Annotated in this window: 12 protein-coding genes; 3 read left to right on the top strand and 9 right to left on the bottom strand. The window is 66.8% G+C overall.

What is annotated here, in order from left to right; all coding sequences use genetic code 11:
- Positions 1-77: 77 nt before the first annotated feature.
- The gene (locus ASG67_RS08275; protein WP_235535114.1) at positions 78-1,310 is read left to right on the top strand and encodes an MFS transporter; all 1,233 of its coding nucleotides are present in this window, start codon (positions 78-80) and stop codon (positions 1,308-1,310) included.
- On the opposite strand, the gene ASG67_RS08270 is transcribed toward ASG67_RS08275, so the two are convergent.
- Positions 1,307-2,128, bottom strand: a complete 822-nt coding sequence (locus ASG67_RS08270; protein ID WP_056528165.1) for a family 16 glycosylhydrolase — start codon at positions 2,126-2,128, stop codon at positions 1,307-1,309. The two genes, ASG67_RS08275 and ASG67_RS08270, sit on opposite strands and share 4 nt — an antisense overlap.
- Positions 2,129-2,141: 13 nt before the next feature.
- Positions 2,142-2,825, bottom strand: a complete 684-nt coding sequence (locus tag ASG67_RS08265; protein WP_056528162.1) for a DUF6445 family protein — start codon at positions 2,823-2,825, stop codon at positions 2,142-2,144.
- 152 nt (positions 2,826-2,977) lie between these two features.
- On the opposite strand from ASG67_RS08265, the gene ASG67_RS08260 reads away from it, so the two are divergent.
- Positions 2,978-4,297 (top strand): ABC1 kinase family protein, encoded by a 1,320-nt coding sequence (locus tag ASG67_RS08260; protein ID WP_056529118.1) that lies wholly within the window; start codon positions 2,978-2,980, stop codon positions 4,295-4,297.
- Between the two features lie 4 nt (positions 4,298-4,301).
- Here the strand turns inward: ASG67_RS08260 and ASG67_RS08255 are convergent, their stop codons facing one another.
- The 7 genes from ASG67_RS08255 to ASG67_RS08225 all read right to left on the bottom strand — a co-directional run bounded on the left by ASG67_RS08255 (position 4,302) and on the right by ASG67_RS08225 (position 10,739).
- A complete protein-coding gene (locus ASG67_RS08255) occupies positions 4,302-4,796 on the bottom strand; it encodes a DUF427 domain-containing protein (protein ID WP_056528159.1) in 495 nt (164 codons plus the stop codon).
- On the bottom strand, positions 4,793-5,158 hold the full coding sequence (locus tag ASG67_RS08250) for a thiol-disulfide oxidoreductase DCC family protein (RefSeq protein WP_056528155.1): 366 nt from the start codon (positions 5,156-5,158) through the stop codon (positions 4,793-4,795). Before ASG67_RS08250 ends, ASG67_RS08255 begins: the two co-directional genes overlap by 4 nt.
- Positions 5,155-5,673, bottom strand: a complete 519-nt coding sequence (locus ASG67_RS08245; protein WP_156460712.1) for a TspO/MBR family protein — start codon at positions 5,671-5,673, stop codon at positions 5,155-5,157. Before ASG67_RS08245 ends, ASG67_RS08250 begins: the two co-directional genes overlap by 4 nt.
- A 3-nt stretch (positions 5,674-5,676) precedes the next feature.
- Positions 5,677-5,925: a glutaredoxin domain-containing protein gene (locus tag ASG67_RS08240; protein WP_056528152.1), complete on the bottom strand. Its 249-nt coding sequence runs from the start codon at positions 5,923-5,925 to the stop codon at positions 5,677-5,679.
- Between the two features lie 86 nt (positions 5,926-6,011).
- The gene (locus tag ASG67_RS08235) at positions 6,012-6,800 is read right to left on the bottom strand and encodes a hypothetical protein (protein ID WP_235535113.1); all 789 of its coding nucleotides are present in this window, start codon (positions 6,798-6,800) and stop codon (positions 6,012-6,014) included.
- Positions 6,801-6,881: 81 nt separating this feature from the next.
- Positions 6,882-10,355 (bottom strand): transcription-repair coupling factor, encoded by a 3,474-nt coding sequence (gene mfd / locus ASG67_RS08230; protein WP_056528148.1) that lies wholly within the window; start codon positions 10,353-10,355, stop codon positions 6,882-6,884.
- A gap of 117 nt (positions 10,356-10,472) precedes the next feature.
- A complete protein-coding gene (locus tag ASG67_RS08225; protein ID WP_056528145.1) occupies positions 10,473-10,739 on the bottom strand; it encodes a succinate dehydrogenase assembly factor 2 in 267 nt (88 codons plus the stop codon).
- A gap of 75 nt (positions 10,740-10,814) precedes the next feature.
- Between ASG67_RS08225 and recG the strand changes: the two genes are divergently transcribed.
- On the top strand, positions 10,815-12,863 hold the full coding sequence (gene recG, locus ASG67_RS08220; protein ID WP_056528142.1) for an ATP-dependent DNA helicase RecG: 2,049 nt from the start codon (positions 10,815-10,817) through the stop codon (positions 12,861-12,863).
- Positions 12,864-12,865 lie beyond the last annotated feature (2 nt).

Below are 12,865 nucleotides of genomic sequence, written 5' to 3'. Positions count from 1 at the left end.
CAGACGTATCATTGTATCCTCGCCCCCGCTCCGATCCGGGCCTAGGGATAAGTGCCTATACAGAGGAGGGGATCGGATTGCCGGCTAGTTCAGCAACGCTCACGGTCGTCCGCGATCGCGCCAGCGGGATGACAGGGCGTCGTGCGACCTTGTTTCTCGGTGTCATCGCGCTGGCCCATGCCGGCGGCGTGATCGGCTATCTGCCGCTCCTGACAATGCTGCTGCCGCTGAAGGCGCAGGCGGTCGCCGGCGATGCCCGGCTGGGTGTGATTACCGCCGCCGTCATTGGCGGCGCGATCGCGGCCAGCCTGTCGAACATCCTGTTCGGCTGGCTCAGCGATCGATCGGTCGCACGGGGCGGCGGGCGGCGTGGCTGGATGGCGGCCGGCATCGTCGCCACCGCGCTATGCTACATCGCCATCGCGCAGGCGGCATCGCCGGCGGCACTGGTGCTGGCGATCATCGCCTTCCAGGTGGCGATCAACGCGATGCTGGCACCGCTGTTCGCGATCATGGCCGACGAGATTCCGGACGAACGGCGGGGCGTGGCCGGCGGCCTTCTGGCGCTCGCCAATCCCGTCGCCTCGGCCCTTTCGGCGACGCTGATCGCCATCGGTCTGCTGGGGGAGGGGGTACGCCTCGCGGTCATCCCCCTCATCTCTGCCGCCTGCATCGCGCCGTTGCTGGCGATCCGCGGCCAGCGATCGCACACGGTCCTCGCACCCACAGCGAAGACGCGGCTCGATCGCGATCTAGCCCTCGCCTGGATCGCGCGCCTGCTCGTGCAGGTCGCGGGCAACGTCCTGTTCGTCTACCTCCTCTATTACCTCATCAGCGTCGCGCCCGCGGTCACCGCGACCGATATGGCCTCCTCGGCGGCAACCCTGCTGACGGTCGCCTATATCGTGCCGCTGCCGATCGCCCTGCTGGCCGGCCGCCTGTCCGACCGGATCGGCCGTCGCAAGCCTTTCCTGCTCGGCGCCGCGATCGTGTCGGCGGCCGGACTAACCGGCATGGCACTGGCCGACAGCTTCGCCACCGCCGCGACCGCGTTCGTGATGTACGAGGTCGGCTCGGCCGTCTTCCTCGTCCTCCACGCCGCCTTCGCGATGCAGTTGCTGCCCGATCCCCGTCACCGGGGCCGCGATCTGGGGCTGCTCAATCTCACCAACACGTTGCCGGGGCTGCTCGGCCCGATCCTGACCTGGCTGCTGGCGACCCCGCAGGATTTCGACGCGGTCATGCTGATCCTTGCCGTCCTGACGTTCACCGGCGGCGTCGTGATGCTCGGCGTGCGCCAGTATCGTTAACGTGTCCGCGCCCAGTAACGGACGTAATCCACCGTCATCCGCTGCGGAAAGGCAGCATCGTCGATCCCCTGCTTGCCGCCCCAGTCGCCACCCACGGCTAGGTTCAGGATCAACTGATACGGCCGCGTGAACGGCCACGCCGCCGCCCCGCTCGGCTGGTCGTTGGCCACCGCCATGAATGCCCGCCCATCGATCCCGATCCTGATCGTCGTCGGTCCCCAATCGAGCTGATAGTGATGGAACGCGGTGCAGCTCGCGCCGACCCGCGTCTCTGCCCCGCGCTGCGTCCCCTTGACGTGGTTGAACGCCCCGCTGTGCACCGTCGCATGCACCACTTCGGGGTTCCATCCGACCATCTCCATGATGTCGATCTCACCCTGATCCGGCCACGTCCCGCCCGTCGGCAGCATCCAGATCGCCGGCCAGCTACCGCGACCGCAGGGCAGCTTTGCCCGGATTTCATAAAACCCGTATCCCAACGCCTGACGTGAAACGAGTTTGGCGGACGTATAATCCTGCCCGCCCGCATCGGCGAACCGCGGTTTTCGCACCGCCTCCCGCCACGCCTCGATCACCAGCGCACCGCGTTCGATCCGGGCGTTCCGGCGGCGGCCATTCGCGTAATATTGCCGCTCGTTATTATACCATCCGGCGGCGTTGCGCGACGTGTCGAACCGCCAGACCCGTGTGTCGACGGTGCCGCCCGTGAACTCATCGGCAAAGGTCGCCCGACGGGTCGGCACCGCCATCGGCACATCCACCTGATAATTCGTTGCCCCAATTGTCGCGGCCTGCGCCGCCAAGGCCAGCAGGATCATCGCCACGTTCCCCCTATTCGATCGCCAGAAACGCCGTGACGGTCAGCCGCCCCACCGCCGGATCGGCCGACAGCACCGCGTCCGCTGAAATCGCGCCGCTGTGCAGTTGCCGGCTGCGATACAGCAGCGCCCGGTTATACCGCGCTTCCACCACCGCGATCCGATCGAACAGGTCGCTGTCGTCGGCGATATAGCCCGGACCCGGTTCGACATCGCGCACCTCGGCGTTCAGTTGCGCGAAATATGCCCGCCCGCGCTCCTCCGTCACCGTCTCGAACCCGGTGGCGCGGTGACGGAAGAACGCGGTGCCGTCGGTGTCCGTCGGGCTTAGGAAATGAACCAGTGCGATCCGGTCGGGATCATAGGCATCGACATGCGGCAGCCGCTGCCCCAGTTGCAGGGCGGTGGGCGACGCCGTCACGATCGAAAACGTCGCATCGATCACATGCACCCTTCGACACCGCCCGAACGCCCGTCCCAGCACTGCCGCAATCACCGGCAGTTGCTCCTCCAGATAGAAAGCGGGAAGGGGCGCGCGGATGCCCGGATAATGCTGGTCCGCCGGCCCGAACGTCGCCGCGACCGCTGCCGCCCGCAGCGCATCGGGATCGCCCGCAAAGTCGTCGATGATCGCCAGCGGCTCGCCCTCCGCCCCGATGCGGTGAACGACCGTCGACGGCCGGCGATCCTGCTCCATGTCTTTCCTTATTGAGATAGTGGCGCACGAAAAGCCGATTGTTGATCAAGGTCAACCGCTATCGATTGATCGCCTCGATCATCGCCCCATATCGAAGGTCTACCGATCATCCGCAAAACTCGCGGCCCGCTCTGCCTGACCGAGGAATTTCCGTGACCGACGAACGCGACAATGGGCGGGCCGTGCCCGGCGGCCGGCTTGCCCGGCTGGGGGTCTTTGGCAAGCTCGCGGGGGGCGTCGCGGGCGGGGTGGTCGCAGAGGGGGCGCGTCGGCTGGCCAATGGCGAACGCCCCCGGATGGGCGATCTGCTGCTGACGCCCGCGAATGCGACCCGCGTCGCCGACCAGCTGTCGCACCTGCGCGGGGCGGCGATGAAGCTGGGGCAGATGATCTCGATGGATGCGGGCGACATGTTGCCGCCCGAACTCGCCACTATCCTCGCCCGCCTGCGGGATCGGGCCCACCACATGCCGCCTGCACAACTCGATCGCGTGCTGACCGCCGAATGGGGCCGCGACTGGCGCCGCCGCTTCGCGCATTTTCAGGCGCACCCGATCGCCGCCGCCTCGATAGGTCAGGTCCACCGCGCCCGCCTGCCCGATGGTCGCGAACTGGCGATCAAGGTTCAATATCCTGGTGTCCGCCAGAGCATCGATGCCGATGTCGATAACGTCGCCACGTTGCTCCGAGTATCCGGCCTGATGCCAAAGGAACTCGACATCGCGCCGCTGCTCGTCGAGGCAAAGCGGCAGTTGCACGAAGAGGCCGACTATCTGCGCGAGGGCGAGATGCTCACCCGTTACGGCGCGCTGGTCGCGGACATGCCCGATTTCGTCGTACCCGCGCTCTATCCCGATCTGACGACGCCGCAGGTGCTGGCGATGGACTTCGTCGCCGGCGTTCCCGTCGAGACGCTGGAAACCGCGCCGCAGGACGTGCGCGACCGCGTGATGCACAGCCTGATCGCGCTTACCCTGCGCGAACTGTTCGACTGGGGCTTGATGCAGACCGATCCCAATTTCGCCAATTACCGTTGGCAGGCGGAGACGGGACGGTTGGTGCTGCTCGATTTCGGCGCGGCGCGCTCGGTGCCCCCGGAAACGGCGGACGGGTATCGCCATCTGATGACTGCCGGCCTGGCGAACGACCGCCACGCGGTACGCGCCGGGGCGGTTACCGCCGGTTTTCTTGGAGAGGCGGCGGTGGCCCGCCACCGGCCGCTGGTCGACCGGATGATCGACGTCATCCTCGCCGAAATGAACAAGCCAGGCCCCTTCGACTTCGGCGACCGCGCGTTCGTCGGCGTGTTGCGCGAACAGGGCGTAGAGATGGCGCGTGACCGTTCCACCTGGCACATCCCGCCGATCGACACGTTGTTCGTCCAACGCAAGATCAGCGGCACCGCGCTGCTTGCCGCCCGGCTCAAAGCCCGCGTCGACGTCCGCCCGATGATCGCCCAGCTTCAGGAATAGCGGCTTACCAGAAGCGGCTCCCCGGCACCCCCTTGAACGGTCCGGCCAGATCGGCGGTGATCCAGCCGCCGTAAAAGCCGCCCGGCTGCGGCGCCACCTGTTCGCCGTCGACCAGACAGCGAACAGGTGGCGCCGCATAGAATGCCAGATGATCGCGTAACATCGCGAACGCCGGGGTAGGGGCCGGATAGCTCCACGCCAGATCGCGGATCATCTCGTCGCCGATGACGAGATCGTAATATACGGCCTCGCCCTTCCACTCACAGAATGACTGCCGTGCCGAGCGCCGCAGCATCGTCATCGCGATATCGGCCGGCGGCAGATAGTAACTGGGCGGATGGCTGGTCTCCAGCGTCCGCACCGCCGCTCGTGTGTCAGCGATCGTCAGCCCGCGATGCTCGATCCGAATATGCCGCGACGTCGGCGTCGCAATCGCGGGTCGCGGATAATCCCAGACGCTTTCCTGACCCGGCAAGACGGGATCGCGCGTCACGCTCATGCCCGCCGTCCTTCCCAACGTCGCACCATGCGCTGCATCGCCGGCCGCGCGACGAGGAACCCCAGATACGCCCGCTCCAGCACCGCCAGCACCCATGGCCGTCGCGCCGCCAGCCCCAGCGGCCGCAGTATCGGGATCGCTCGCCACATCGCCGCGAACGCCGCCGCGCCCGACAGCATCCGGCCATCCTCCCGCGCATGGAACCGCGCCAGCAGCGCCCGTCGATCGATCGGGCAACTCGCGTCCCCGTCGGTAGCATCGACGAAGCGGATCGCGCCCCGCCGATCCAGCCGTCGCATCAGCGCGATCTCCCGCCGACACAGCGGGCAGTCGCCGTCGTGCCAGACCGTCAGTTCGGTCATCCGTGCTCGCCATTGCGCTGGCGGATACGCACCGCCAGCAACGTCGCGAAACCCAGCCACGCGACGAACGGCGCGCCCAGTGCCGCCGCCGGACGATCCACCCTGGCCGCCGTCGCAACATAGGACGCGCCGGTCGCCACCATCGCGCCAGCCGCCAACGCACTCGGCCCCAATGCCTTCCGCCGGAAGAACAGCTCGGTCCAGCCGCCAACCATCGCGGAATTGAGCAACCACAGTCCCGCCGCAACATTGCGCTTGGTAGTGGCCGGCTGACGCAACAGGCGATAGCCGCCAACCGCCAGCCCGGTTTCCAGCACTGGCCAAACCGCCCCGAATACCGCGTCAGGCGGCGTATAATCCGGCTTGTCGAGCCGCTTGTACCAGCGTCGCGTCCGCGGATGCGTTGAATCGGGCGCGTTGCGGCGACCCAGCACCGCGCTGAACCCCAATACCGCCGCGACGATCAGTCCCGCCGCCGGCCGCGACAGGCCTGAGCGATTTTCCGTTTGTGCCATGGTTCAGCCCGCCGCCAGATGGCGTTCCAGATCGTCGCTGCCGCCGATCTGCTCGCCGTCGATGAAGATCAGCGGCGTTGTTGCGATCCCATGCTCCGCCTTGAACGCATCCACCTCCTCACGCGACCGCAGAATGCGATCGTCGACGTCGAAGCCCTCCGATTGCAGCAATTGCTTCGCCCGGATACCGAACGGGCAGGTATGGTCCGGCAACACCATGCGATACAGCGTCGCGCTACGGTTATCAGGCATCGTGATCCTTTCACGCGAGCCACATGCCCGCCCCGCTACAGCGCGGCACCGCGCCGGACGTTCCCGCTTTATCTTGGGGCCATCGATCAGCCGGGTTGCGGTCCCGCCAGTCCCGATGGCGGCGGCGGAAATGCCAGTGGATCGACCCGCTCGCCCGCCGCGCCCGCCACCACGGTGTCATAGATGGCCAGCCCCGCCGGGCTGAACGCGACGACCCCGATCAGCACCTGGATCGCCGCGATCGTTCCCGCGCCCCACCACCAGGCAGGATGGATGCGCCCGGTCCGCCGCCGGTCCACCACCATGCCGATCGCCGGTAGGGTCTTCACCACCGCGAATACGCCCCACGCAGCCCAGGGGACCATCAGCGGCATTGGCAGCAAGCGGCCCCATGCCGGCCCCGTCAGGATCGCCATGCCGCACAGCATCAGCCGCCGATGCCAGTCGGTCCGCCGCCGCAGCACGATCGCCGTTGCCGTCAGGCCGCCAAAAGCCAGCACCGTCAGGCAATTCATGAACAGGAAGTAATTCGGCTGGAAGAAGAACGGCGACCCGCCCCGCCGCACCATGACCGCCGTCGTATAGATGCCTATGCCCACGACGGCCGTGGCCCACCCCGCACCGATCCAGCCCAACCGCCGATGCATTGCGATCGACGCCCGGCTTATCAGGACGTTCTGCAGAACATAGAACATCGTCCAGCCAAAGAAGACGAGGGCGTGGACATGCACCATCACAGGAACGCGAAACGTCGATCGCCCCATCAACAATTGCGTCGAGAAACCCAACGCGATCACCGCCGCCATGGCGACCGCCATCTTCAAGAAGAATCGGTGATCCGCCGGTCCAATCACGCGGTCGCTCATCGTCGCCATTTGCCATCCCCCGGATGTCAGGCTGGCAATCTACGCCGACCCGCACCGGAGTCCATCATCCGATCGTATTAGCCGGCGACGTTACCCCGCGACCTTCGCCAGCCCCTTCGACAATTGCAGCGCCCCGTGCAGTCGCGCCTTCGCGTCGGGCCACACGCGTTGCAACACCAGCTTGGAATCCGGCCGCAGCTTGGCGACGCCGCCCAGCCGGTCGACATAGGCGATCAGCCCGGCAACATTGGGTGGCTTGTCGTCGTGGAAGCTGACCAGCACGCCCTTCGCGCCGACATCCATCTTGGCGATACAGGCCTTCTTGGCGTTCAGCTTGATCTCGATGACCCGGATCAGATTCTCGGTCGCATCGGGCAGCGCGCCGAAGCGGTCGATCATCTCCGCGGCGAACGCCTCGACCTCGCCGGCATCCTCGACGTCATTCAGGCGGCGGTACAGCCCCATCCGCAGGTCCAGATCGGGGACGTAATCCTCCGGGATCAGGATGGGCGCATCGACCGTGATCTGCGGGCTGAAGTCGCGCGGCCGGCTGGCGAAACCGCCCGCCTTGGCATCCATGATCGCCTCTTCCAGCATCGACTGGTAGAGTTCGTACCCGACCTCCTTGATATGCCCCGACTGCTCGTCACCCAGCAAATTGCCCGCACCGCGAATATCCAGATCGTGGCTGGCGAGCTGGAACCCCGCGCCCAGCGTATCCAGATCGGACAGCACCTTTAGCCGCTTGTCCGCCGTCTCGGTCATCTGCCGCTCCGGCGGTGTCACCATATACGCATAGGCGCGCGTCTTCGACCGGCCGACCCGCCCGCGCAACTGGTACAGCTGCGCCAGGCCGAAGCGGTCGGCCCGGTTGACGATCATCGTGTTGGCGGATGGAATATCCAGCCCGCTCTCGATGATCGTGGTCGACACCAGCACCTCGAACCGCTTTTCGTAGAACGCCGACATGCGCTCCTCGACTTCCGATGCGCTCATCTGGCCATGTGCGATGACGTAACGGATTTCCGGCACCTCATTGCGCAGGAACTCCTCGATATCCGGCAGGTCGGCGACCCGGGGCGTGACCATGAAGCTCTGGCCGCCACGATAATGTTCGCGCAGCAACGCCTCGCGCAGCACCACCGGGTCCCACGGCATGATATACGTCCGCACCGCCAGCCGATCGACCGGCGGCGTCTGGATCACCGACAACTCGCGCAGGCCCGACATCGCCATCTGCAACGTGCGCGGAATCGGCGTCGCAGTCAGCGTCAGCATATGCACGTCCGCCTTCAGCGCCTTAAGCCGCTCCTTGTGCGTCACGCCGAACCGCTGTTCCTCATCGACGATCACCAGGCCCAGCCGCTTGAAGCTGACATTCTTCGCCAGCAACGCATGCGTGCCGATCACCACATCCAGATCGCCCGAAGCAGTGCCTTCCTTCGTCGCCTTCGTCTCCGCCGTGCCGACCAGCCGGCTCATCCGCCCGATCTTGATCGGAAACCCCTCGAACCGCGCCGAGAAATTGTTGAAATGCTGGCGGGCGAGCAGCGTCGTCGGGCACACGATCGCCACCTGCATCCCGCCCATCGCCGCGACGAACGCCGCACGCAGCGCCACCTCGGTCTTGCCGAAACCGACATCGCCCACGATCAGTCGGTCCATCGGCTTGCCCGCCGCCAGATCGCCCAGCACATCGTCGATCGCCCGGTCCTGATCGTCCGTCGGATCATAGGGAAAACGATCGACGAAGCTCGGATAGCCACTCGCATCCGGCTCCGCGACCTCGCCCGGCCGCAGCGCGCGCTCGGCCGCCACCGCGATCAGTTCACCCGCAATCTCGCGGATGCGCTCCTTCATCTTCGACTTGCGCCGTTGCCACGCCTCGCCGCCCAGCCGGTCTAGCGCGGCGCCATCCTCGCCGGATCCGTAGCGGGTCAGCACCTCCAGATTTTCGACCGGCACATACAGCTTGTCGCCACCGGCATAGGACAGGGCGACGCAATCATGCGGGCTCTTGCCGACCGGGATCGACGTCAGCCCCTCATACCGCCCGATGCCATGATCCGAATGCACCACCAGATCGCCGGGGGATAGCGTCGCCAGTTCGGCAAGGAACGCATCCGCCGACTTTTTGCGCTTGTTCCGCCGGATCAGCCGGTCGCCCAGCATGTCCTGTTCGGTCAGCACCGCCACGCCCGGCGCCGCAAAGCCATGATCCAGCGGCAGCATGACCAGCGCGACGCCAAAGCTCTTGCTCGTGTCGGCGACGCCCAGCGCCTCCTGCCAGGTCTCGGCGTTCTTGCCGCCCTTCAGCCCATAGTCTTTCAACAGGCTGCCCAGCCGGTCGCGCGCGCCGACCGAATAGCTGGCGAGCACCGGCTTCCGCCCCTCGCGCCGCAGCTTCTCGACATGCGCAACGACCGCTTCGTACACGTTCGCCTGCGCCGCGCGCTCCGCCCCGAAATCGCGGGGACCGTCGACGCCAAAATCGAGCACCCGCGTCGACTCCGGCTCGTGAAATGCCGTCGTCACATGCGCGGTCGCCTCGGCCAGCCCGGTCGCCCAAGCTTCCGCATCCAGATACAGCGCCTTGGCCGGCAACGGGCGATAGCTGCCTGGTTGCGCCGCCTCGGCCCGTTTCCGGTTGTCGTAATAATCGGCGATCGCCTCGATCCGGCTTTCTGCCGCCGCCGCCACCGCACCATCGCGCACCACCACCGCATCGCCCAGATGATCGAACAGCGTCGCCAGCTTGTCCTCGAACAGCGCCAGCCAATGCTCCATGCCCGCCTGGCGCCGACCATCGGACACCGCCTGATACAGCGGATCGCCCGTCGCCGTCGCGCCGAACGTCTCGCGATACCGCGTCCGGAACCGCTTGATCGAATCGGCATCCAGCAACGCCTCAGACGCCGGCAACAGCGTGAAGCCATCGACCCGCCCCGTCGTTCGCTGGTCAGCGGGATCGAACGTCCGCACGCTCTCGATCTCGTCACCGAAGAAATCCAGCCGCAGCGCCTGCTCCTCACCGCTGGGGAACAGGTCGACGATGCCGCCGCGAACCGAGTATTCGCCGTGGTCGTGCACCGTCTCGGTCCGCACATAGCCATTGGCCTGCAACAGCGTCGCCAGATCGTCGCGCCCGATCCGCTCGCCTGGTGCCAGCGAGGCGACCAGTTGCCGGATGCGGAACGGCGTCAGCACCCGCTGCGTCGCGGCATTGGCCGTGGTCAGCACCAGTTGCGGCACCCCCCCGCTTTTTGGCGCCTTGCCCTGCAACCGGTACAACGCCGCCACCCGCTCCGCCATCACCCGCAGCGTCGGCGAGGCACGATCATAGGGCAGGCAATCCCACGCCGGAAACGTCACCACCTCCAGCTCCGGCGCAAAGAACGGCGCGGTCGAGGCGATCGCCCGCATCGCCGCGTCGTCGGCGGTGATGAACACCACACGCCCCGCCGCCCGCGCCAGATCGGCGAGCAGCGACGGCTGGAACCCGGTCGGCACACCCGCCAACGTCAATGGCGTCTTGGCGGAAAGGATCGTCTTCAGATCGGGCATCAAACTATTTCCTCGCCCTGACGGATTTCCTCCGCAGAACTTCTTTTGCCTCCGCCGGGGAGGTGCGTGTGGTGACGATCGAGTATGTCGGGCAGATCCGCCTGCTCGAGGACGGCGCTATTTCGGCAACGGCACGAAATCCAGCGACCGCATCGTCTGCATCATCGCCGTGTCCCACTCCGGCGGACACGGGATCGATCCGATCGCCCACCCCATGATATCGACGTCCTGCTCCTCGATCAGGCTCTCGAACCAGTCGAGGTCAGCCGCCGACCACGACGCGTGATGCGCGTCGAAAAAGCCGCCGATCATCAGGTCCGCCTCGCGCGTGCCGCGATGCCATGCCCGGAAATGCGTGCGCTTCAGGCGTATTTCGTGATCCATGGCGGCGTTCCCAACGGCAATAGGCCGCCGGACGCTGGCAGCGGCCGTCGGCTGGTGTATGGCGGCCATGTAGTCATGCGCCCCGACATCCTCAATCCGCTGTTCGCCGAAGTCACCGCCCTGAAGGGTGTCGGCCCCGCGCTCGCCAAGCCGCTCGACCGGCTCGGGCTGGCGCGCGTCCTCGATATCGCGTTCCATCTGCCGACCGGCTGGGTCGACCGGGTGCCGCGTACCGAGCTGATGGCGTCCGATGCCGGCCGGATCATCGCGATCTCGCTCACCCCCCAAAGCTACCGCGAATCGAACGGTCGCGGCCCCACCCGCGTGCAGGCCGTCGACGCGCAGGGTAACCACGTCAGCCTCGTCTATTTCGGCGGCCACCCCGGCTGGGCGAAGAAGCTGCTGCCGATCGGTGAGACCAAACTTGTCTCCGGCCGCCTCGACCAATATGGCGACACCCTCCAGATCGTGCATCCCGAACTGGCCGATCCCGCCGAGCCGATGCGCGAACGCGAGCCGATCTATCCTTTGTCCGAGGGCGTGACCTCGCGTCGCATCGCCGGCTTCGTCGATCAGGCGATCGCCCGCACGCCCGAACTGCCCGAATGGATCGAACCCAGCCTGAAAGCGCAGCGGCAATGGCCCGACTGGCGCGACGCGCTCACCCGCATCCACGCCGATCCTGCCGACACCAAGGCCCGCGAACGGCTGGGGTATGATGAGGTCTTCGCCAACCAGCTCGCCATGACGTTGGTCCGCGCCGACACCCGCAAGCGCAAGGGCAGGGCGCTGGCGGGCGATAGCCGCCTCCGCGATGCATTGCGCCTGCCGTATAGCCTGACCGGCGCACAATCGCGCACGGTGGCGGAGATCGAGGGCGATCTGGCGCAGGAGGCACCGATGCTCCGCCTGCTCCAGGGCGATGTCGGTTCCGGCAAAACACTGGTCGCCGCGATGGCGCTGCTGATCGCGGTGGAGGCCGGCGCGCAGGGCGCGATGCTCGCCCCCACCGAAATCCTCGCGCGTCAGCATTACGAGACGTTGCGCAAGACGCTCGCCGGCCTGCCACTCACGATCGGCGTCCTTACCGGCCGCGACAAGGGCCGCGTGCGCGAGGCGACGTTGATGGGGTTGGCCGACGGATCGATCGACATCCTCGTCGGCACGCACGCGATCTTTCAGGAGGCGGTCCGCTACCGCGATCTCGCGCTGGTCGTCGTGGACGAACAGCATCGCTTCGGCGTCGCCCAGCGGATGTTATTGCAGGAAAAGGGCCGCAGCCCGCACCTGCTGGCGATGACTGCCACGCCGATCCCGCGCACCCTGACGCTGGCACAATATGGCGAGATGGACGTCAGCCGCCTCGATGAGATGCCGCCCGGCCGCCAGCCGATCGAGACCCGCGTCTTGTCCGAGGACCGGCTGGACGAGGTCGTTAACGCGCTCGGCCGCCACCTCGCCGATGGCGGTCAGGCATATTGGGTCTGCCCGCTGGTCGAGGAGAGCGAGAAATCCGATCTCGCCGCCGCCGAGGCCCGCGCAGAGGCATTGCGCGGTCGTTTCGGCGACAAGGTCGGCCTCGTCCACGGCCGCATGAAGCCCACCGAAAAGGACGCGGTGATGGAGGCATTCGCCGGTGCCCGCACGGGCGTGCTGGTGGCGACGACGGTGATCGAAGTCGGTGTCGATGTCCCCAACGCCACGCTGATCGTGATCGAACATGCCGACCGCTTCGGCCTCGCCCAGCTCCATCAGTTGCGCGGTCGCGTCGGCCGGGGCGGGGGCCGCTCGATCTGCCTGTTGATGCGCGGTGCCGCGCTCAGCGAAACCTCCCGCGCGCGCCTCGCCCTGATGCGCGAATCGAACGATGGATTCCGCATTGCCGAGGAGGATCTGCGCCTGCGCGGCGGTGGCGAAATGTTGGGCACGCGCCAGTCTGGCGAGGCCGGCTTCCGCCTTGCCACCCCGGAGATGCTGCCCGACCTGCTGCAATGCGCGCATGACGATGCCCGGTTGCTGATCGACCGCGACGGCGGGCTGGCCGGGGAACGCGGCCGCGCGGCCAGAACCGCGCTCTATCTGTTCGAACGCGACGCCGGCGTCGCCCTGCTACGCTCAGGCTGAAT

It is taken from the genome of Sphingomonas sp. Leaf339 (assembly GCF_001426195.1).
Classification (GTDB): domain Bacteria; phylum Pseudomonadota; class Alphaproteobacteria; order Sphingomonadales; family Sphingomonadaceae; genus Sphingomonas.
The sequence above is the reverse complement of the archived record's forward strand: the minus strand, read 5'-3'. Positions and strand labels throughout refer to the sequence as shown.

Excerpts from the sequence above, each read along its gene's own strand:
- ASG67_RS08270 (WP_056528165.1), bottom strand. The coding sequence starts at position 2,128 with ATGATCCTGCTGGCCTTGGCGGCGCAGGCCGCGACAATTGGGGCAACG.
- ASG67_RS08265 (WP_056528162.1), bottom strand. The coding sequence starts at position 2,825 with ATGGAGCAGGATCGCCGGCCGTCGACGGTCGTTCACCGCATCGGGGCG.
- ASG67_RS08255 (WP_056528159.1), bottom strand. The coding sequence starts at position 4,796 with ATGAGCGTGACGCGCGATCCCGTCTTGCCGGGTCAGGAAAGCGTCTGG.
- ASG67_RS08250 (WP_056528155.1), bottom strand. The coding sequence starts at position 5,158 with ATGACCGAACTGACGGTCTGGCACGACGGCGACTGCCCGCTGTGTCGG.
- ASG67_RS08245 (WP_156460712.1), bottom strand. The coding sequence starts at position 5,673 with ATGGCACAAACGGAAAATCGCTCAGGCCTGTCGCGGCCGGCGGCGGGA.
- ASG67_RS08240 (WP_056528152.1), bottom strand. The coding sequence starts at position 5,925 with ATGCCTGATAACCGTAGCGCGACGCTGTATCGCATGGTGTTGCCGGAC.
- ASG67_RS08235 (WP_235535113.1), bottom strand. The coding sequence starts at position 6,800 with ATGGCGACGATGAGCGACCGCGTGATTGGACCGGCGGATCACCGATTC.
- mfd (WP_056528148.1), bottom strand. The coding sequence starts at position 10,355 with ATGCCCGATCTGAAGACGATCCTTTCCGCCAAGACGCCATTGACGTTG.
- ASG67_RS08225 (WP_056528145.1), bottom strand. The coding sequence starts at position 10,739 with ATGGATCACGAAATACGCCTGAAGCGCACGCATTTCCGGGCATGGCAT.
- recG (WP_056528142.1), top strand. The coding sequence starts at position 10,815 with ATGCGCCCCGACATCCTCAATCCGCTGTTCGCCGAAGTCACCGCCCTG.